This is a genomic window from Flavobacterium sp. GCM10022190, assembly GCF_042656445.1.
Lineage (GTDB): Bacteria > Bacteroidota > Bacteroidia > Flavobacteriales > Flavobacteriaceae > Flavobacterium > Flavobacterium nitratireducens.
The window spans coordinates 137,551-160,099 of the sequence record NZ_JBHSOQ010000003.1 but is presented as its reverse complement, the minus strand read 5'-3'; the positions used below and the strand labels follow the sequence as shown (position 1 = coordinate 160,099).

Below are 22,549 nucleotides of genomic sequence, written 5' to 3'. Positions count from 1 at the left end.
AAAATTAAAACTTTAATAAAATTGCATTTCGCAAAATCAGGGTTATTTTATTACATTTTAGTTAAATTTTTGTGCTCGAGCACATTTTTTTGTGTTTTGCCTTGGTTATCTCATAACGTTTGCATAATATTGTAGTGTAAACTAACTTATTAAACCAAATAAATCAAGTGTTATGAGAAATTTAAAGTCTGAATATCAATTGTTTAAATGTAATTTAAAACATTTATTAGTTGGTGTTTTTTTCATAATTGGTTCTGTAGTCATGCATGCTCAAAGTAAGATGATTTCAGGTTCAGTTATAGATAATCAAAATGAACCTCTTCCTGGTGTTACGATATCAGTTAAAGGAGCTAAAGTTGCAACTACCACTGATGGTAATGGACAGTTTAAAATTAATGTTTTACCTACAGATCAATTAATTTTTACCTATATTGGTTACGAGAACACAATTGTTAGTGTAGGGAATAAAACGAGTGTAGTTGTTACTTTGAAATCAACAACCAGTGCTTTGGATGAAGTTGTTGTGATTGGATATGGAACCGTTAAAAAGAAAGATCTTACGGGGTCAGTTTCTAGTGTTTCAATAAGTGATTTAAATAAAGCTCCTGTTCGTTCTTTTGATGAAGCTTTGGCAGGTCGTGTGGCTGGGGTTCAAGTGACTTCTTCGGATGGACAACCAGGTGCAGGTATTAGTATTGTTATAAGAGGAAATAATTCAGTTACTCAATCTAATAGTCCCTTATATGTTGTTGATGGATTTTTAATTGAAGATCCTAATAATAATGCAGTCAATCCAAATGATATTGAATCGATAGATATTTTGAAAGATGCTTCAGCTACCGCTATTTATGGAGCCAGAGGTGCTAATGGGGTTGTTGTAATAACTACTAAAAAAGGAAAAGAAGGGAAGCCTGTTTTTAGTTTTACTAGTAGTGTTGGGGTTCAGGATGTTACCAATAAAATGGATCTAATGAATCCATATGAATTTGTAAAATATCAATTAGAGTATGATTTATTATCTAATCCTAATAATAATCCCGCTCCTCCAGATTCTCCTGCAACGCCAACACAGGAATACCTTTCGGATGGAAGAACAATTGATTATTATAAAACTCAAAAAGGAATTGATTGGCAAGATTTAGTTACCCGAACAGCTTTAATGTTAAATAACAATTTATCAGTTAGTGGCGGAACTAAAAAACTTAAATATTCAATTTCAGGATCACTTACTGATCAAGATGGTGTTTTGTTAAACTCAAATTACAAAAGATATCAAGGACGTGCAGTTATTGATTATAAAATTACCGATAAGTTAAAGATAGGAATTAATAGTAATTATAGTTTATTGAAACAAGGAGGAGTTAATCCTGCTGAGTCAACAAATAGTGCTACTACTAATGTTATGGTCTCTGTTTGGGGAGCCAGACCTGTAGTTTCGGATGCTCTTAATGTAATAGATATGTTTCAGGATCCAGATATTAATTCTGCTAATGATTACCGAGTTAATCCGATTATAAATCTTGAAAATTCGTACCGTTTAAACACAACTAAAAATTTCGCTACTAATGGTTATTTGGAGTATTTGTTTACTAAAGATTTGAAATTTAGAACAACTTTTGGTATTGTTGAAAATAGATTTGAAAGAAGAGAATTCAATAATTCTCAAACGTCATCCGGACGTCCGGGTAGTGCAAATGGAGTAAATGGAAGAATAACTCATTCTAATTATAGTAACTGGTTGAATGAAAATACCCTAACTTGGGATAAAAAAATAGGAAAGTCAAAGTTAAATGCTTTAGGAGGATTTACCATTCAGAAACAGAAGTCTTCGATATATGGTCGTTCTGTAGCTCAATTACCTAATGAAGATTTAATGTTTGATGGGTTTGACCAGGGTGTTCAGTTGCAATTTGATCCCTCTTCTTCTGTTTGGACGATGACCTCTTTTTTAGGAAGAGTAAATTACAGTTATAATTCTAAATACATGTTAACGGCTTCTTTTAGAGCAGATGGGTCTTCAAAATTCCCAAGTAAAAACCATTGGGGGTATTTTCCTTCTTCAGCTGTATCTTGGGTATTTGGTAACGAAAAAATATTTAAAAACAGTAAAGTACTGTCTGAAGGTAAATTACGTGCGAGTTATGGGGTAACAGGTAATAATAGGGTGGGAGATTTTGATTATCTTACTAGTTATTTTAATTCTTCAAACCCTTTATTTAGCTCGTATTCTTTTAATAATGAGTATGTTAATGGTGTTGCGGCTGTAAATATTGGAAATTCTGATTTGAAATGGGAATCTACTGAACAGTTTGATATGGGACTTGATTTAGGTTTTCTGAATCAGAGAATTGTTTTAAGTGCTGATGTTTATCAAAAAACGACTAAAGATTTACTGCTAAATGTTCAGCTTCCTCTTTCCTCAGGATTTAATACAGCAATAAAAAATATTGGAAGTGTCGAAAATAAGGGATTAGAATTAACTTTAACAACTAAAAATATCAATGCTAAGAATTTTAGTTGGACTTCAAGTGCAAATATTTCCTTTAACAAGAACAAATTGTTGGCTTTAGGAGAAGGACAAAGTGAATTAAAAACGACTGTTCCTTGGGATAATATTTGGCAAAATTTACCAGCTTATATTGCTAAGGTTGGTCAACCTTTAGGTTTAATGTATGGATATGAGTGGTTAGGAACTTATAAATATGAAGATTTTAATAATCCTAGTCCAGGTGTTTATACTTTAAAGGAAGGTGTGCCTTCTAATGGAAATGGTGCACCTACAACTTCTACATTTACAAATACAACTATTAAACCAGGTGATATAAAATATAAAGATCAAAATGGTGATGGAACTGTAAATACAGCTGATTATACAGTAATTGGACAAGGTTTACCAAAACATACTGGAGGATTTTCTAATAATTTTACATATAAGCAATTGGATTTGAATATCTTTTTCCAATGGTCATATGGTAATGATATATTAAATGCAAATCGAATTTTGTTTGAAGGAAATGCTAAAGGTCAAAGTTATTTAAACCAATTTGCAAGCTATGAAGATCGTTGGTCTCCAACCAATTCGGATTCAAATATTTTCCGTACAGGAGGATTTAACGGATCAGGAAATAATTATTCTTCTAATTTTATTGAGGATGGTTCTTACTTAAGATTAAAAACAGTTTCTTTAGGATATAATTTTGATCCGGAATTTGTTAAAAAAATGCATCTGAAATCACTTAGATTTTATCTTTCTGGTCAGAATTTAATAACATGGACTAAGTATTCAGGCTTAGATCCTGAGGTAAATGCTTATAATTCCGTTTTAAGACCTGGTTTTGATTTTTCAACTTATCCACGTGCCAGAACTATCCTTTTTGGAACAAACATTACATTTTAATAATATTAATTCTTTTCAAAATGAAAAATATATATATAGGATTGATACTGGTGGCGCTTTTCACTAGTTCTTGTGAGGATTTCTTAACTACTGAGCCTATTAACAAAATTGCTATTGAACAATATATTAATGATGAAGGAGGACTTACTCAAGCTTTGGCAGGAGTATATGACCCATTAGGTTCTGAGGCTATTTACGGTAATAATTTGTATACTACTTTAGAAGCTTGTACAGATGAGGGATATTATGCCCGTTCTGCCCAGGTTCTAGGGGTACAGGTCTATAATTTTGACCCTACTTCAGCAGAAGTTACAAATCTTTGGACACAACTCTATCTTGGTATTAACAGAGCCAATGATTTGATTGCACATATTAATGTGCCAAAAATGGATGAAGCTAAGCGGCAGGAAATTTTAGGTGAAGCCTTATTTTTAAGAGGATATTATTATTTTATGTTAGTTACCAGATTTGGTGATGTGCCTTTAAAACTAACTCCTACTACATCTCCTAATGAAGTCCAAGTACCTAGATCTACAACTGCCGATGTCTATGCCCAAATATTGAAAGATATGAAAGAGGCTGAAGGCAAAGTAAGCCAAACAAGACTACAATTTTCTACTCGTGTATCAAGAGGTGTAGTTCAAGGTATTCTTGCAAGAGTTTGTTTGCAAATGGCTGGTTATCCATTAATGGATACATCAAAATATGCTGATGCATTATTATGGTCATCAAAAGTCATTAATTCAGGTGACGGTTATGCTTTGAATGAAACTTTTAAAACAGAAAATGGAGGCAATGCTACTTATTATAATGTTACTAATCCAACTAATGGTAAAGTAACTAATAACGCTTACCGTCAAATATTTATTAACGAATCAGAAGATATTGAAGATTCTAAAGAATGTATGTGGGAAATATCATTTAAAGGGAATCGTACAGACTCTTATAGTGAGGCTGGGCGTTTAGGCAATACAAATGGTATTACCATGGCTCCATCATCTGGTAGTTCTCCATTAATAGCAAATTTAGGGTATAGTTATGGATTCATAAAAGGAACAGGGCGTTTGTTTAATAAGTATGATACTAGTGGTAAAGATTTACGACGAGATTGGGTATTAACTACTTATACTTTTACAGTAAATAATAGTACTAATACAGTAACTAAAACAAATATAACTGGAACAGGAGTAAATACGGTAAAATTTGGTAGAGACTGTGGAAAATGGAGAAGAGAATATGAGACATTACAACCTAAAAATAAAAATTATACGCCTCTTAATTTTCCTGTTTTGAGATATGCTGATGTATTATTGATGTTTGCAGAAGCTGAGTTAAATGTAAATGGACCAACACCAGCAGCTCTTAATGCAATTAATCAAGTGCGTAGAAGAGGTTATGGACTTCCTGTTAATACACCAAGTACAGTTTCTGATTTAGTAACTCTTACTCAACAAGATATTGAAGATGAACGTATGCGTGAATTGTGTTTTGAAGGTTTACGTCGTTCTGATTTAATACGTTGGGGGAAATTTGTAACCACGATGAATTCTGTAGGTGCAGAGATGGCTGCAGCCACAAATCCTAACGGGACTGCAAATAACCAGCAATATGGAGGTAGAGGAGGGAAAAATGTTACTTTAAAACACCTATTATTTCCTATCCCTTCATTAGAATTATTATCAAACAAAGCATTAACCCAAAATGAAAATTGGTTAAATTAATTAATTTATGAAAATTTTAAAACATCTTTTAATACTGATATTTCTTTACAGCTTATCAGTTTCAGCACAAAAGAGCAACAAGAAAGAGCGACTTGAAATGAAAAAAATGATTCATGATAATTTTGCGTTTGCTGCTAAACAATATCAGTATTTAGAGAAAGCTACACCCTTGGATTCAATGCCAAGAACTTATAGAGATAGTCGTAATATCAATTCGGATGTTTATTGGTGGTGTAGTGGTTTTTACCCAGGAACACTTTTATATATCTATGAGTATACTAAAAAGCAATTAATACTAGATGAAGCTAAAAAAAGACTAGCAATTTTAGATACAGTAAAATATTTTACTTTAAACCATGATTTAGGTTTTATGATGTTTTGCAGCTTTGGAAATGCTTATCGGTTAACCAAAGATGAAGTCTATAAGGATGTAATTCTTCAATCGGCTAAATCGTTAGCCACTCGATACCGTCCTAATGCCAAAGTAATTCAATCCTGGGAAATTACTGATGGTGGCTTGAGACAGAAAGGGTTTGTAGGGCCTGTTATTATTGACAACATGATGAATATCGAAATGTTAGAATGGGCAAGTCAACATAGTTCAGACAAAAGTTTTGCTGATATAGCCAGAGAACATGCCAACAGTACTATTAAAAATCATTTCAGACCGGATTATAGTAGTTATCATGTTTTGGATTATGATTTAAATACTGGAGAAGTTCGTAAAAAAGTTACGGCTCAGGGTTATTCTGATTCCAGTGCGTGGAGTCGTGGTCAGGGATGGGCATTGTATGGTTATACCATGATGTATCGTTTTACAAAAGATCCGTCTTATTTAAAACAAGCGCAGGGGATTGCTAAATTTATTCTGGATAATCCAAATTTACCTGCAGACAAAATTCCTTATTGGGATTTTGATGCTCCCGAAATTCCAAATGCATTGAGAGATGCTTCGGCTGCTGCGGTATATGCTTCTGCTTTGCTGGAGTTAGGGCAATATACTTCAGGGAAAGAAAAGCAAAATTATGTAGATGTTGCTAAAATAATTCTAAAGACGTTATCAGGATCTAAGTACAGAGCGCAATTAGGAACCAATGGAGGATTTCTTTTGAAACATAGTGTAGGCTCAATTCCTCATAATAGTGAAATTGATGTGCCATTAACTTATGCCGATTATTATTTTCTGGAAGCACTGTTGCGATATAAGAAATGGTATTTATAATTTTTAGTAAAAGTATTCGACTTATTTAAATGGATGTGAATGATTAATTATAATAAAATAGGACTTAAAGAGCGATGGATTATTGTTTTGAATTTGCTGATGATACTATCTGTTTCTGCTCAAAATGAGACCCGAATATTTGAAGATTATAAAAAGGATAAAACTGTTCTTCCTGATTTTTCATACGTAGGGTACCATCAGGGTGAAAAAGAAATACCGAATATAACAAAATATAAAATTTTTGATGTTACCTCTTTTGGAGCAAAACCTGATGATACGATATCCGATAAAGTAGCCATACAAAAAGCAATAGATGCCGCTAATAAAAATGGTTCGGGAATTATTTTCTTCCCTAAAGGAAGATTTTTAGTTAATGAAGATGGTGATGCGACTAATTCTATTGTGTCAAAGAAAAGCAATATCATTTTTAGAGGAAGTGGTTCCGGTCCCGGAGGAACAGAGTTGTTTATGAAAAATGCATTGCCTCCAGCCGATCCAACAAAAATGTGGACTGTTCCTCCTTTGTTTATTTTTAATAGTGATGGTGCTGATAAGAAAATTGGAACAGTTACTCAGGCAGCTGCTGTTGGCGATTTTACAATAGAACTAAATACAATTGAAGGTTTAAATCCCGGAGACTGGATTGTTTTGAAATTATTAGATAATGATAAAGATTTAATTGCATCGGAGTTAAAAAACAAAGCTGTAGAGCCAGCATGGACCTATCTTGTAGAGAAGGGTATAGATGTAAAAGTTTTTTATAAGATAAAAAAAATAGACAAAAAACAGTTAACACTATTTGCACCAATTTCTTATCGTATTGACCCAGAGTATAATTGGGAAGTATACAAATTTGCTAATAGTGAGGAAGTAGGGATTGAGGATATAGCTTTTGTGGGGAATTGGACAGAAAAGTTTGTACACCACCGTTCCTGGAAAGACGATAGTGGTTATACTATGTTAAATATTAGAAGAACAACTAATTCATGGATGAAGAATTGTCGTTTTACGGATTGTAGTGTAGCTGCAACAATTGCCCAAAGTGCTAATATCACTGTTTTGAATTGTACAATTGATGGTAATGCCGGTCATCAGGCTATTAATTCTAATGGTTCCACAAATGTATTAATTGCAAATTGTATTGATGAAGCTTCACAGTGGCATTCTTTTGGTTCTTCTCATGGCGCGATGAATACCGTAATCTGGAAATGTAAATATCCGTCTACTACTTGTTTTGAGTCGCATTCCAGTCAGCCTAGAAATACATTATTAGATGAGGTTGAAGGAGGTTTGATGAATGGTCGTGGAGGAGGAGCATTAGAAAATATGCCTAATCACATGCAGGGGTTGGTACTATGGAATTATAAGCAAACTAATGAAGCTGTAAAAGATTTTGAGTTTTGGCCTCCTTCTGAAGTGTTCGAATATTGGAAGATCCCAAATCCAGTAGTAGTTGGTTTTGTAAGTAAAGGAACAACGTTCAAAACAGAACAATTAGGATATTCGGAATCAATAGGGAAAGAGGTAGCACCCGCTTCTTTGTATTTAGCACAGTTGAAGTTGAGGTTACATAAATTACCACAATGGATAAAAAAAATTCGATAAAAATAATTATGGAAAATATTAAAAGCAGTTCGTACATAAAGTTCCTTTTTTTGCTGGCATTAGTTGGTTGGAACACAGTCATTGCTCAAAATAAAAATTCCGAAAAAAAACCTAATTTATTAATCATTATTGCCGATCAATGGAGAGGACAGGCCTTAGGTTTTGAAGGAAAAGAACCTGTTATGACGCCCTATTTGGATCAATATGCCAAAGAAAGTTTAGTATTGAATCAAATGGTGAGTAATTATCCTGTTTGTTCGCCAGCGAGAGCTATGTTAATGACAGGACAATACCCAATAAAAAATCATGTATACAGTAATGTAAATTCTTCTTCAGCTCCTTTTGGAATTGAATTGCAAAAAGATGCTGTTTGTTGGTCAGATGTTCTGAAACAAAATGGATATTTTAACGGTTATATTGGTAAATGGCATTTGGATTCTCCTTATGAACCTTATATTCCTACATCAAATAATATTGGAAAAGTAGCCTGGAACGAATGGACTGAACCAGACAGAAGACATGGTTTTGATTATTGGTATGCTTATGGTACCTATGATGAGCATGATAATCCAATGTATTGGGATACGAATGATAAAAGAGATGATTTTAAATACGTTCACCAATGGGGACCTATACATGAAGCAGATAAAGCCTTAGCTTTTTTTAAAAATGAAAATGGTAAAATCCGTAAAGATGGCGCTCCCTTCTCATTGGTAGTTTCGATGAATCCGCCTCATTCTGAATATCAGACAGTCCCTCAAAATTATTACAATTTGTATAAAGATGTTCCAATTGAAGATTTGGTAAAAGACCCTAATATTCCGGCTGAGGGAACAGAGCAGGGTGATCAGTACAGAAAAGATGTACGTTACTATTACGCAAATATTACAGGTGTTGATGAGCAGATAGGCCGAATATTACAAGGACTGAAAAATCAAAAGTTAGATGATAATACCATTGTTGTGATAATGGCTGATCACGGAAATTGCTTAGGAAAACATTCTGAAGTTTCTAAAAATAATATTTTCGAAGAGTCCTTAAGAATACCATTTATTGTGAATTGGAAAGGACACATTAAGCCAAGAATGGATAATACTTTCTTAGGTAGTTTACCAGATATTTATCCTACTCTGTTAGATTTAATGGGTTTAAAAGATAAAACACCTGAGAATTTAGATGGAAAAAGTTATGCGCAATATTACCTTAAAGGTAAAGGTAAACAACCAAAAGAACAATATATTTTAGGAGCTATTATCAGTAATAATGTCAATATGAATACTGGTTTTAGAGGAATCCGTAATACGGATTACAAATTAGCATTTGTAAAGAAAAAAAATAAAAGCGAATATGTATTGTATGATTTGAAGGCAGATCCTTTCGAATTGAATAATATTTATAATCCAAATTTGCCAATTGTTAAGCAATTACAAGCATCTTTAAAAAAATGGATTAAGGAAACTGGAGATGGTTTTGTAATAGATAAGTAATAAAAAATAGTACTAAATAAAAACGGAAAAATGAATTTATTTGATTTAACAGGAAAAACAGCTCTTATAACAGGTGGAGTTCATGGTCTAGGAATGGCTATGGCTAAAGGATTAGGTTTTGCAGGTGCAAAAATTGTAGTAAACGACCTTTCACAAGAAAACATAGATAAAGCAATCGCAGAATATAAAGCAGTAGGAATCGAAGCTTACGGATATGTATTTGATGTAACAGATGAAGAAGCTGTAATTGCCGGTATAAAAAAAATAGAAGCTGAAGTTGCTCCAATTGACATTCTGATTAATAATGCCGGTATTATAAAAAGAACTCCGATTATCGAAATGGAAGTTAAAGATTTTGCAGCAGTAATTAATGTTGATTTAATAAGCCCTTTTATTGTTTCTAAAAATATAGCTAAAGGAATGATAGAACGAGGAGGAGGAAAAATTATCAATATTTGTTCCATGATGAGTGAACTAGGAAGGGATTCAGTAAGTGCTTATGCCGCTGCAAAAGGAGGATTAAAAATGCTGACTAAAAATATGGCTACCGAATGGGCAAAGTTCAATATTCAGGTTAATGGAATTGGACCGGGATATTTTGCTACAAGTCAGACAGCTCCAATTAGGGTAGGAGGACATCCGTTTAACGAATTTATTATTAGCAGAACACCTGCAAATCGTTGGGGTGATCCAGAAGATTTACAAGGAGCAGCCATCTTTTTATCATCTAAAGCAAGTGATTTTGTCAACGGACATATACTTTATGTAGACGGAGGGATTTTAGCAACTATTGGAAAACCTTCAAATGAATAATTAACACTTTGAATTTCTACTAATATTGTTTTAAAAATAGTATTAGTAGAAGTTCTTTATTTGAAATTATTCATCCTTTAACCATTAATTATGAAACACGCAAAATACATTTATTTAATTATTCTTCTATTTCCATTAATACTTTTATCGCAATCTAAAGGAATTATTGTTATTCAAAATAATACTGATTTAGAAAGAAAGGAAGCTGTAGTGGCGATTAGATGGGATGAGATTTTAAAACAATACCCAAAAATAGATACTTCTAATTTTGTTGTGATTAATACTGTGACTAAAAAACAGATTCCATATCAGTTGGAACACAAAGGACTTCCAACTATTCAAAATTTACTGGTGCAGGTGGATGTAAAATCGAATACAGGTCTTCAGCTTTTTCTTCAAAAAGGAAAACCAGTTCAATTTAAAGCTAAAACCTATGCGCGATATGTCCCTGAAAGATTAGATGATTTTGCATGGGAAAATGACCGTATTGCATTTAGAGCTTATGGAAAAGCGCTCGAAGGCACCAGAGATGATGCATATGGTATAGATGTATGGGTGAAACGTACCGATAGAATGATTATTAATGAACGTTATAAAGTTGGAGATTATCATACAGATCACGGTGATGGATTAGATTATTACAAAGTTGGTTATACGTTAGGTGCTGGTAGTATGGCTCCTTATATCAAAGATAGTGTACGTTATTCAGGTAATTATCACAAATGGAAAGTGTTGGATAATGGGCCTTTACGTTCCACTTTTCAACTAGAATATGATGAGTGGGATGCAGCAGGAATTAAAGTTTCTTGTGTAAAAACGATTTCGATAGATGCCGGATCCCAACTTAATCGAATAGAAAATGTTTTCACTTATGTAGATACTAAATTATTACCGGTCGCAGTTGGTATTAGTAAGCGTCCTGAAAACGGTTTTATTTCGTTAAATGAACAAGAAGGGATAATGGCTTATTGGGAACCAACTCATGGAAATGATGGCACAACTGGAGTAGGATGTATTTTAACAACTCCGGTCAAAAATATGTTAGTAGAGAAGGAGCAGTTATTAGCTGTTTCTGAAACAAAAAGCAATGAGCCTGTAATTTACTATGCAGGAGCAGCTTGGGATAAAGCTGGAAAAATTTTGAATTCTTCACAATGGGTTGAGTATTTGAATCTTTCTTGTAAAGAATTAAAGAATCCTTTGAAAGTAGAAATAGAATAAAATTTTATTTCCATGTCTGCAATATCTATTTATCTTCACTAAGAAATAAAATTATTTTAAAAAAGTTATAGTTTGTATTATTTTTTATACTTATAAAAATTTAGTTTTTAGGGATAAATTTCACCTATTAATTTTACTTTTTTGGTTATTTTTCTAATCCGTTGGTTTGTAATTACTTTTTTACTCCCAACGGATTTTTTTATTGGTCACAGTTTCGGGTCTAAAACCCTGCAATTTATTGCAGCACTTTAGTAATGCGAAAAAATCTATATCTTTATGTTATGGGTATAGATTTAAGAAAAGGTTCGCATACAGTAAGCAGATTAACATGTCATGTTGTTTGGGTTACTAAATATAGGTTTAAAGTATTGAAAGGAGATGTTCAAAAGCGTTGCCGTGAAATTTTGATACAAATTTGTGAAGCAGAAGGGATTGAAAAATTAAAAGGAGTTGTAAGTTCTGATCATGTTCACATGCATATTGAATATGCACCCAAACAGAATGTCAGTTCAATTTTAAAAAGTTTTAAAGGAAGAACGTCTCGAAAATTACAGATGGAATTTCCTGAATTGAAAGAACGATATTGGGGTCAACATTTTTGGGCAAGTGGTTATGGAGTTTGGAGTACTGGGAATATAACTGATAAAATGGTAAATGAATATTTGGAGCATCACAGAAAAAAAGATAATGATGATAATTTAAATTTCATTCTCGAATGAAAGAAATGAGGGACTTTCAGTCCCTCGTCAAACAAACCTCTGCACTTTCAGTGCAGAGTGATTTAGTTAAATTGTTACACTACTAAGCCACTTACTTCTAATGCTATTTTTTTTGCCAATTCGTACGAATTAGCTTCTGAATAAACGCGTAAAATAGCTTCAGTATTTGATTTTCGAAGATGTACCCAACTGTTTTCCATTTCAATTTTAATTCCATCGATGGTAATTATTGGGTAGTTTGCATATTTTTCCTTTACTTTTTCAAGTATACTATCCATTGATAAATTGTCAGGAAGATCAATTTTATGTTTGTACATGCTGTACAGAGGGAATTTTTCTTTTAATGCAGATAAAGTAAGATTAGATTCTGCCATGTAACTTAATAAGAATCCGATTCCTACCAGAGCGTCTCTTCCATAATGCAATTCAGGATAGATAATTCCTCCATTTCCTTCACCACCAATTATAGCATCTACTTCTTTCATTTTTTCTACTACATTTACTTCGCCTACTGCAGCCGAAAAGTATTGTCCACCTCTGGCTTCTGTCACATCTTTTAGAGCTCGTGTGGATGATAAATTGGAAACAGTATTTCCTTTTTGATGGGATAGAATATAATCTGAAACAGCGACTAAGGTATATTCTTCATTAAAAGGCAATCCGTTTTCACAAATAACGACTAATCGGTCTACATCAGGATCTACGGCAATACCTAAGTCATATTTTCCTTCGTTCATTTTTTCTATTAATGCCGTTAGATTCTCCGTTAGTGGTTCCGGATTATGTGCAAATTGTCCAGTGGGATCGCAATTGATTAATTCAATCTTGTCTACACCTAAACTATTTAGTAATAATGGTACAGCAAATCCTCCTGTAGAATTTACGGCATCAACAGCAACTTTAAATTTTTTCTTCTTAATTGCTTCTGTATTTATTAAAGGCAATGCTTTAATTGCTTCAATGTGATAACTAAAATAATCGTTATTAGTTGAGTAGTTTCCAAGGCCGTCTACTTCCGTATATTGATAATCTTCTTTTTCAATACTTTCTAAAATTGTCAAAATATCCTGTGCAGAAATAAATTCGCCTTTTTCATTTAATAATTTCAAAGCGTTCCATTCTTTAGGATTGTGACTTGCAGTGAGAATAATTCCTCCTATAGCTTTTTCAGCAACAACGGCCATTTCTACGGTAGGTGTAGTTGATAAACCCAGATCAACAACATCTAGTCCCATAGATTGTAGTGTGCCGCTAACTATTTTTGAAACGATTTCTCCTGAAATTCGGGCATCACGACCTATTACGATTTTTTTATTTGTATGGTTATTGGACTTTAACCAGTAACCAAAGGCGGCTGTAAATGATACAATATCATTTGGCGTTAGCGCATTTCCGGCCTTTCCTCCTATAGTTCCTCTTATACCTGAAATTGACTTTATAAGTGTCATAAATTATTGTTTATAAAAATTAATATTTTTTATCGAATTCGAAATAGAGTCTGATACTATCAATTCATTGTAATTGATTAAATTACTTTTAAAATCGGATGATTTTTTTTTAAGATACTTTTCTCAAAAAAAAGTTTGTATGAATTTTTGATTATCAAAGAAAATTTCAATACATGAAATCATTTTGATACGCTTAAGATGTTGGTAATAATGGGGTTGTGTTGTGTTTTAAGTGCTGTTACAATGCAAAAGTACCCATGTGTGATTAAATTTCCAAGGAAAAATTTGAAAAATGTTATCGAGCACACTATATTTGCTTTACTTTAAATAAGAGAAATGTTTAAAGACACTTTTATTATTAGTAGAGTATGAATTTAAATCAGTAACGATATACGAATTGTATGGAAAAAGACAAAAAAATATTTGCAGTTAATATGATTGATACTGCTGAATTAATTATTACTGGAAAAGGAGAGAGTGATTTATGGAATAAATCCGAAGTATTAACAGCGTTTGTGTCGCCCTGGGATTCAAATCCGATTTCTAAAATTGAATTCAGAGCTTTATGGGATGGAATTCATTTCTTTTTCTGTTTTACTGTTTATGATACTGAAATTCATATTGATAAAAAAGACGATAGTGTTGATAGTATTGGGAATTCTGATAGAGTTGAGTTGTTTTTCAAGCCTGATGCAACTTTGAACCCTTATTATTGTCTGGAAATGGATACAGATGCCAGAATAATGGATTTTATAGCTTACCCTGAAAGAAATTTTAATTTTGAATGGAAATGGCCTGAAAATAATATTGATGTAAAATCATCAAAAAAGGATTCGTCTTTTACAGTTGAAGGTGCAATTACTATAGAATCTATGAAGAAATTGAGTCTTATTAAGGAAAATAAGATTGAAACAGGAGTGTACAGAGCAAAATACAAATCAAAAGACGGAATAAACTTTGAACCAGTTTGGATTTCATGGGTGGACCCTCAAACAGAAACGCCTAATTTTCATATAGCATCCTCTTTTGGGATTTTTCAATTAATGTTTTAAGTTATTCCATATAATAACTGGCATTTTCTGAGTTTACTATATCAATTGGTAAAAGAGTTGTACTGCTAATTTGTTTTCCAAAGATAAAATGATCAACTAAAAAGCTAATTCCTAAATAAACCTGTTGTTTAGGGTTTTGGTTGATAAGAAAGTCTATAGTCCCATTGTTGAGGTAACTGATATTCTTGTCTAAAAGGTCGTAACCAATAATAGCAATTTTATTTTGTTTAGAGTTATTTATTACTTCTGCAATTTGGTGCGCTTTGGAAGTGGTAATAAACAAACCTTTTAAATCAGGATGCTCCTTGATGAATTCAGCAAATTTTGTTTCATAGCTGTTTCTTTTTAGTTTTAAAGTAATGATTTCATAATCCGTACTTTCTTTTTGCTCAAAATAATTTCTAAAACCCTTCTCTTTTTCCTGCATGTAAATGGCATTTTTGAGTTTTTCATCTATGTGGATAATGGCTATTTGACCTTTAGGGGAAATAGCTTCCATTAGTTTTGCTGCAATTCTTCCGCTTCTAAAAAGATCCTGGCCTACAAAATTTTTAATTTCATCAGATTCTACTTGATTATTAAAAATGTTTACTAAAATGTTTTGTTGGTTGTATTTTCTAACTGCTTCCTGCGCTTCTTTTAAGAAAACTGGTGCTAATAAAACAGCGTCTGGTTTTTGGTTTAATACAGTTTCGTTTATTGAAATAAAAGAGTCGGTGTCTTCAGGGTCGAAATAGAATGTTTTGATGGATAAACTAAAAGCTTTAAATTCTTTAATTGCTTCTTCAATTCCTTTAATACATGGTAGCCAATAAGAATCGGATACTGGATTAGGAAGCACTACTGAAATATTGTAAATTTTATTGTTCTTGAGATTTCGGGCTATTAGATTAGGTTCATAATCTATTTGCTCTAAAACGGCATTGATACTATCAAGTGCTTTTTGAGAAACTTTGCCTCTATTATGCAAAACTCTGTCTACTGTTCCTTTTGAAACACCCGCTAATTTAGCGATATCTTTTATTGTAAGTTTTTTATTCATAGGTTACAAATATAAGAAAGTTTATTTTTTATATTTTTTGTTAATTAATAAATCAGGAAATAAAACTTTAAATTAATAATTTATTATTGGGATGAGTATTTACAGTTCTAATCAGAATCTTTTTTCAATAAAAGTTTGCTCAAAGATTTAAAGTAAAATTAGCCCAAATTTAATTCAATAATAAGTAATTTTTTAGTTTTTTGTGTTCGATAACAAAAAAAAATGTGTGTTCGAGCACATTTTTGTTCTTTTTCCTTGTTTTAATAAAATTAAATCTATAGTTTCGCATTATGAAATCGCAGTTTTATGTTGGTTTTGATTGTTGGTTGTTGTTTTAATTTGCTGTATGTTAGTATTTTAATAAAAGTATAGATGGAAAAAATAGTATCGTTAGCGCCAGGGAGAACATGTTTATTTGGAGATCATCAGGATTATCTTGGATTGCCTGTTATAGCCTGTGCAATTAGCAGAAGTATTAAGCTTACTGCAGTACAAAATAATGACCAGGTATTTAGGTTGAATATGGTTGATATTGATAAGCTTAGAATTATAGCTGTTAACGAGCAGTTTGATAAACTTGAATCCAGAGATTATTTTGCTTCGGCATTGAGAGTGCTTAGAAGGTATGGTTGTATTCCTAATCAGGGGTATGATATTACAATTACAGGAGATGTTCCTATAAATTCGGGGACTTCAAGCTCTTCGGCTTTGTTATTGGCATGGATTAATTTTTTAGTGACTGCTTTTGGTGTTAATGAAGAAGTAACTCCGGAATTTATTTCTAAAATTGGTTATTTATCAGAAGTTGTAGAACATGGTGAGCCAGGAGGAATGATGGATCATTACAGTATAGGTGTTGGAAATGTGGTATATATCAATACAGTAAATCCTTTTTCGGTTGAAATCATTGGGAAAGAGTTAGATGGTCTTGTAACCGGAGTGTCAGGAGTTCCAAAAGAAACCATTGGACTAATTGGAGAGTTAAAAGAAAATGCTTTATTAGCAATTGAAGTGATTAAGAGTAATTTCAAAAATTTTGATTTGAGTAAGACGGAAATTGAGGACCTGCAGTACTTTGTTAATTATTTACCAGATCATTTAGTTCCGTATTTCGAAGCAGCTGTTAAAAATCACTATTACACTAAAATGGCTCTTATTGAATTTCAAAAACCGGTTTTAGATTTAAAGAAAATAGGTGAACTAATGAATGGGCACCATGCTGTTCTAAGAGATTTGTTGAAAATTACCGTGCCAAGAATAGACGCTATGATTGATGCCGCTTTAAAAGTAGGTGCTTATGGTGCAAAAATAGTAGGTTCTGGCGGAGGAGGTAGTATAGTGGCTATAGCTGAGCCTGGTAAAGAATCTGAAGTTGTAGAGGCGATGTTAGCTGCGGGAGCTGTTGAGGCTTATGCTGTTAATGTTGATCCAGGAGCAAGAATTGTATAGAAATTAAAATTTAAAAAAACGGATTATGCATGACAATTTAATAATTTTAGCTGGAGGAGCTTCCTCAAGAATGAAAAAGGAAGCTGTAGTGGAGAATTTAACCGCAGAGGAAATTGCACAAGCTAATGAAAGAAGCAAAGGACTGATTGGAGTAGGGCCAAATGGAAGACCTTTAATGGATTACCTTTTATTGAACGCTAAAAGAGCAGGTTATAAAAATATATACATCATAATTGGTGAACAAGGAGAATTGTTCAAAGCTTTTTATGGGGATAAGGACAAGGATAACAATTTTTATGGTTTAAATGTCTCGTTTGCAATTCAGTATATCCCGGAAGGAAGAGTTAAACCATTTGGAACTGCAGATGCCTTGTTTCAGGCAGTAGAACAGTACCCAGAATTGAATTCTAAATACTACTCCGTTTGTAATAGTGATAATTTGTATTCTCCAGAAGCTTTATATGCGCTTCGTGAAACAGACAGTCCTAATGCTTTTATTAGCTATGACAGAGATGCAATGTTGTTTCCTGCTGAACGAATTTCACGTTTTGCAGTAGCTAAATTAGATGACAATAATTGTCTTCTTGATATTATTGAAAAACCAGAAGCAGCAGTTGTTGAATCTTTTAGAGATGCTTCAGGAAAAATAAGAGTAAGTATGAATGCCTTTAAATTTAAAGGAGAATCCTTATACCCCTATCTTAAAAATTGTCCAGTTCATCCTGAAAGAGATGAAAAAGAATTACCTACAGTGCTTTTGAATTTATTACATGATTTTCCGGGTACAGCATTAGGTATCCCTTTTTCAGAGCATGTTCCTGATTTGACTGCTAAAGAGGATATTGTTGAAGTAAAAGCTTATTTGAAAGAACATTTTCCAGTACTTGATTGGAATAATCCGGTTTTAATCTAAGATAAATTAAGTCAAATGAAGAAATATGTAATTACAGGTGGTGCTGGTTTTATAGGAAGTCATATCGCTGAATATTTATCAGAAGAAGGGCATCAGGTAGTTGTATTGGATAGTCTGAGAACGGGTTTTGAGAAAAACTTAGAGGGCTTACAGGTAGAATTTGTAAAAGGAGATATCAGAGATAAGGAACTTGTTGAAGAATTAGTTCAGGGAGCTAATGGTATTTTTCACCTGGCAGCTTTGGTAAGTGTTCCCGAATCGTTGTTGCGTTTGGATGAGTGTATTGATATCAATACAATTGGTACAATTAATATTTTGGAAGCCGCAAGAAAAAATGAAGGTTGTAAGGTGGTGCTGTCATCATCTGCAGCAAATTATGGGAATAATCCAGTCTTGCCAAAAGTAGAAACGATGATTCCTGAACCAATGACTCCTTATGCAATTACCAAATTAGATGGGGAGTTTTACTTAAAAATGTATCAGGATCAATGGAATGTTCCTACAGCTTCTTTACGTTATTTTAATGTATTTGGACCAAGGCAAAATCCTCAATCTGCTTACGCTGCTGCGGTGCCAATTTTTATCAATAAAGCTCTTCAAAATCAACCTTTAACCATTTATGGAGATGGTTCTCAAACCAGAGATTTTATCTATGTAAAAGATGTTGTTAAAGCAAACGTTTTAGCATCTCAAGTAGGTACTGAAACATATAACGTAGCATTAGGCCACAGTACCTCTATTTTAGAATTAGCCGAAAAAATTATCGATATAACCAATTCTAAATCACAAATACAATTTTTAGAAGAACGTTCAGGAGATATCAAGCATTCAAAAGCCAACCCAACAAAATTTAATGATTTAGGATTTAAACCAGGTCATTCTATCGATGCAGCTTTAGAAGAAACAATTGCATTCTACCATCAGGAATTATCAAAATATGAATAATTAGTGGTATATGTTTTCAAGCTTTATTAAGAAACTACTATAATACAAACAAAATGGCACAAACTAAAAGCGTTTTAGATGAAGGTCAGGGAAGTGTTTTAATCCCTATGACTATTTTGACCCTGTTATTTTTTATTTTGGGGTTTGTTACCTGGTTAAATGGACCTTTGATTCCATTTTTTGAAACTGCCTGTGATTTAACTGGATCTCAAGCTTATTTTGTAGCTTTTGCTTTTTACATTGCTTATTTTGTAATGGCTATTCCATCTTCCTGGATTATTGAAAAAGTAGGATATAAAAATGGAATATCTTTAGGGTTAATTGTAATTGCATTTGGAGCTTTTATGTTTTATCCGGCAGCAGAAATGAGAACTTTTCTATTGTTTTTAATCGCTTTGTTTGTGATGGGGACAGGATTAGCTATTTTGCAAACAGCTGCAAATCCTTATGTTGTGGTGATTGGTCCACGCGAAAGTGCAGCCGCCAGAATTAGTGTATTAGGAATCGCTAATAAATTGGCAGGTTTCATTGCTCCATTAGCATTAACGGCTTTAGTGTTGTCTAATATGAAAGAGTACACGAAAGAAAAAATCGCAATGCTTGATGAAGTAGCTAAATCACAGACCTTAGACGCTTTGGCTCTTCAATTACAAACGCCTTATATCTATATGGGAATTGTAATACTGATTTTAGCAGTTTTGGCTAAATTATCTCCCCTGCCTGAAATAGAATTGGATGAAGAAGGTCATGTCGCACATTTAAGCATATTTGAGCAAATTAAAAATGCATTTAAATATCCTCAACTAGTTTTAGGAGCAATAACATTAATGCTATATGTTGCTGCTGAGGTAATAGCGGGAGATACAATTGGGACTTTTGGAAAACAACTCGGAGTCTATGGAGAAAATGGGGATTTTTATCTTAAGTTGACCTCATTTACCATGACAGCCATGTTAATTGGTTATGTTGTAGGCATTACATTAATTCCTAAATACTTGTCACAGGTTAATGCTTTGAAGATTTCAGGTGTTTTAGGTATGTTTTTAGTTATTCTAATAGTATTGCTACCTCCAAATATTATGGTTCAATTCCCTTTTATCCCCGCTTTACCTTTAGTAGTAGTTTTGGTAGCTTTATTCGGTTTGGTTAATGCACTTTGTTGGCCAGCTATTTGGCCATTGGCACTGCTAAATTTAGGAGGATATACAAAAATTGGAGGAGCTATATTGATTATGGCTATTATTGGTGGGGCAATTTTTCCTTTATTGTATGGATTTTTAGCTGAAAGTATCAATTTATCTAACGGAGTTACTCCTGCTTTGACAAGGGTAAAAACAGGAAATCAACTAGCATATTCAATGCTCTTTCCAGCCTATTTAATGATTTTCTTTTTTGCACATAAAGGACATAAATATACGAGCTGGGTAAGAAAATAAATGAATTACTTAATATGAATCATAAAAAATAACTAGTAATGTTAAAAAGTAATATTGACAAGGCGACAGATTTCGAAAAACGATTTGAAAACATCAACACAATTGTTTTTGAAAATTCGAAAGAGGCTTCGAAAGAAGTAGCTATGGAAATTGCGCAAGTAATTAAGGCAAAACAACAAAAAAATGAACTTTGTGTATTAGGTCTAGCAACAGGGTCTTCGCCTAAGGGTTTGTATGCAGAATTGGTGCGTTTACACAAAGAAGAAGGATTGAGTTTTAAAAATGTGGTTTCTTTTAATTTGGATGAATATTATCCAATGGAACCTGATTCTATTCATAGTTACGTACGTTTTATGAAAGAACAATTATTCAATCATGTTGATATACTTTCAGAAAATATTTTTATTCCGGATGGAACTTTAAGTAAAGATGAAATTTTCCAGTATTGTTTGGATTACGAAGCAAAAATTGAAGCTTTAGGTGGAATCGATTTGCAAGTTTTAGGAATTGGTGGTAACGGTCATATCGGTTTTAACGAATCGGGATCGCTTCAAAACTCTAAAACACGTTTGGTGGCTTTAGATCATATAACTCGTGTGGCGGCTAGCAATGAATTTTCGGGTTTAAATAATACACCTCGTACGGCAATTACGCTTGGAGTTAAAAAAATCATGGAAGCAAAACGTGTGATTTTATTGGCTTGGGGAGAAGGAAAATCGGATATTGTAAAACAAGCCGTAGAAGGACCAGAAACAAATTTGGTTCCTGCTTCTTTTTTGCAAGAACATCGTGACGTGATTTTCGTTTTAGATAAAGAAGCTTCTTCTAAACTAAAGAGAATTCAAACGCCTTGGTTGGTGGAGCAAGTGACTTGGACAGATGATTTAATTCGTAAGGCAGTTTTAGGATTAGCACTTCAATTGGAAAAACCAATTTTAAAACTGACTGATGCTGATTATATCGAAAACGGTATGAGTGATTTATTAGCTGATTCGGGACCTGCTTACGATATTAATATTAAGATTTTTAATAAACTTCAGCATACTATTACTGGTTGGCCAGGAGGGAAGCCGAATGCCGATGATAGTAATCGTCCAGAACGTGCTGAACCTGCAAAAAAGCGTGTATTGATTTTTAGTCCGCATCCTGATGACGATATTATCAGTATGGGGGGAACGTTTATGCGTTTGCAAGAGCAAGGTCATGAAGTACATGTAGCGTATCAAACCTCTGGAAATATTGCGGTAGCTGATGATGAAGCGCTTCGATTTGCTCACTTTGTTTGTGACTACAACGAAAAATTTGAAATCAAGAATGAAGAGGCTGATGTGTTGTATAAAAAATCAATGGAGTTTTTGAAGAATAAAAAAACTTCAGAAATTGATATTCCGGAAGTTCGTTTCACAAAAGGGTTGATTCGTAAAGGAGAGGCGCGTGCTACTGCTCGATATGTTGGATTGCCAGATGAACAAATTCATTTTATGGAATTACCTTTTTACGAAACAGGAACTATTGAGAAAAAACCAATTGGACAAGAAGATATTCAAATCACAATGGATTTGATAGCTAAAATCAAACCACATCAAATTTATGCCGCAGGTGATTTAGCGGATCCTCACGGAACGCATAAAGTATGTTTGGACGCCATTTTCGCAGCAGTTAAAAACCTAAAAACAGAACCTTATATGAATGATTGTTGGGTTTGGTTATACCGTGGAGCTTGGCAAGAATGGGGAGTAGAAGAAATTGAAATGGCGGTACCTATGAGTCCGGAGCAAGTATTGGCAAAACGATATGGTATTTTTAAACACCAATCACAAAAAGACGGAGTGGTCTTTCAAGGAAGTGATTCCAGAGAATTTTGGCAACGTGCCGAAGACCGAAATAGAGAAACTGCGATGTTATATCAAAAATTAGGAATGGCTTCGTATGCGGCTATGGAAGCCTTTGTAAGATGGAAGTATTAGTTTTTGGATTGTTATAATTGTTTGTTACCTCGAGACTTATGTTTCGAGGTTTTTTATTGGTTTAAGTTCAGAAAAATGTGTTTAACCACTTATCTGGCAAGTAAAAAGCGAG

16 protein-coding genes are annotated in these 22,549 nt (G+C 33.2%); 14 read left to right on the top strand and 2 right to left on the bottom strand.

The features are described 5' to 3' along the window. Positions 1-172: 172 nt before the first annotated feature. The 8 genes from ACFPTQ_RS10915 (at position 173) to tnpA (ending at position 12,185) form a co-directional block, all read left to right on the top strand. A complete protein-coding gene (locus ACFPTQ_RS10915) occupies positions 173-3,397 on the top strand; it encodes a SusC/RagA family TonB-linked outer membrane protein (protein WP_379777466.1) in 3,225 nt (1,074 codons plus the stop codon). 20 nt (positions 3,398-3,417) lie between these two features. Further along, positions 3,418-5,118 (top strand): RagB/SusD family nutrient uptake outer membrane protein, encoded by a 1,701-nt coding sequence (locus tag ACFPTQ_RS10910; protein WP_379777464.1) that lies wholly within the window; start codon positions 3,418-3,420, stop codon positions 5,116-5,118. 7 nt (positions 5,119-5,125) lie between these two features. Further along, positions 5,126-6,340 carry a glycoside hydrolase family 88 protein gene (locus tag ACFPTQ_RS10905; protein WP_379777462.1) on the top strand — a complete coding sequence of 405 codons (1,215 nt, stop codon included), beginning with the start codon at positions 5,126-5,128 and terminating at the stop codon, positions 6,338-6,340. A 39-nt stretch (positions 6,341-6,379) separates the two neighbouring features. Beyond that, positions 6,380-7,945 (top strand): DUF4955 domain-containing protein, encoded by a 1,566-nt coding sequence (locus ACFPTQ_RS10900; RefSeq protein ID WP_379777460.1) that lies wholly within the window; start codon positions 6,380-6,382, stop codon positions 7,943-7,945. Positions 7,946-7,953: 8 nt separating this feature from the next. Further along, positions 7,954-9,432: a sulfatase gene (locus ACFPTQ_RS10895; RefSeq protein WP_379777458.1), complete on the top strand. Its 1,479-nt coding sequence runs from the start codon at positions 7,954-7,956 to the stop codon at positions 9,430-9,432. A gap of 30 nt (positions 9,433-9,462) precedes the next feature. After that, a complete protein-coding gene (locus ACFPTQ_RS10890; RefSeq protein ID WP_379777456.1) occupies positions 9,463-10,245 on the top strand; it encodes a gluconate 5-dehydrogenase in 783 nt (260 codons plus the stop codon). A 90-nt stretch (positions 10,246-10,335) separates the two neighbouring features. Further along, on the top strand, positions 10,336-11,466 hold the full coding sequence (locus ACFPTQ_RS10885) for a DUF4861 family protein (RefSeq protein WP_379777454.1): 1,131 nt from the start codon (positions 10,336-10,338) through the stop codon (positions 11,464-11,466). A gap of 281 nt (positions 11,467-11,747) precedes the next feature. Then, a complete protein-coding gene (gene tnpA / locus ACFPTQ_RS10880) occupies positions 11,748-12,185 on the top strand; it encodes an IS200/IS605 family transposase (RefSeq protein ID WP_379777986.1) in 438 nt (145 codons plus the stop codon). A 74-nt stretch (positions 12,186-12,259) separates the two neighbouring features. Here tnpA and glmM read toward each other — a convergent pair whose 3' ends face one another. Beyond that, on the bottom strand, positions 12,260-13,633 hold the full coding sequence (glmM, locus tag ACFPTQ_RS10875) for a phosphoglucosamine mutase (RefSeq protein WP_379777452.1): 1,374 nt from the start codon (positions 13,631-13,633) through the stop codon (positions 12,260-12,262). 401 nt (positions 13,634-14,034) lie between these two features. Between glmM and ACFPTQ_RS10870 the strand changes: the two genes are divergently transcribed. Continuing rightward, complete coding sequence (locus ACFPTQ_RS10870) at positions 14,035-14,685, top strand: sugar-binding protein (RefSeq protein WP_379777450.1); 651 nt, start codon at positions 14,035-14,037, stop codon at positions 14,683-14,685. Between the two features lies 1 nt (position 14,686). Here ACFPTQ_RS10870 and ACFPTQ_RS10865 read toward each other — a convergent pair whose 3' ends face one another. Continuing rightward, positions 14,687-15,727, bottom strand: coding sequence for a substrate-binding domain-containing protein (locus tag ACFPTQ_RS10865; protein WP_379777448.1), 1,041 nt, complete (start codon positions 15,725-15,727; stop codon positions 14,687-14,689). A gap of 372 nt (positions 15,728-16,099) precedes the next feature. On the opposite strand from ACFPTQ_RS10865, the gene ACFPTQ_RS10860 reads away from it, so the two are divergent. The 5 genes from ACFPTQ_RS10860 to nagB are packed head-to-tail and all read left to right on the top strand — an operon-like array spanning position 16,100 to position 22,437. Continuing rightward, complete coding sequence (locus tag ACFPTQ_RS10860) at positions 16,100-17,176, top strand: mevalonate kinase (RefSeq protein ID WP_379777446.1); 1,077 nt, start codon at positions 16,100-16,102, stop codon at positions 17,174-17,176. Positions 17,177-17,201: 25 nt separating this feature from the next. Then, positions 17,202-18,089, top strand: a complete 888-nt coding sequence (locus tag ACFPTQ_RS10855; protein WP_379777444.1) for a sugar phosphate nucleotidyltransferase — start codon at positions 17,202-17,204, stop codon at positions 18,087-18,089. A gap of 15 nt (positions 18,090-18,104) precedes the next feature. Next, positions 18,105-19,034, top strand: coding sequence for an SDR family NAD(P)-dependent oxidoreductase (locus ACFPTQ_RS10850; protein ID WP_379777442.1), 930 nt, complete (start codon positions 18,105-18,107; stop codon positions 19,032-19,034). Positions 19,035-19,087: 53 nt separating this feature from the next. Further along, positions 19,088-20,470 carry a sugar MFS transporter gene (locus ACFPTQ_RS10845; RefSeq protein ID WP_379777440.1) on the top strand — a complete coding sequence of 461 codons (1,383 nt, stop codon included), beginning with the start codon at positions 19,088-19,090 and terminating at the stop codon, positions 20,468-20,470. A 38-nt stretch (positions 20,471-20,508) separates the two neighbouring features. Beyond that, positions 20,509-22,437 carry a glucosamine-6-phosphate deaminase gene (gene nagB / locus ACFPTQ_RS10840; protein WP_379777438.1) on the top strand — a complete coding sequence of 643 codons (1,929 nt, stop codon included), beginning with the start codon at positions 20,509-20,511 and terminating at the stop codon, positions 22,435-22,437. The last annotated feature ends 112 nt before the right edge of the window (positions 22,438-22,549 follow it).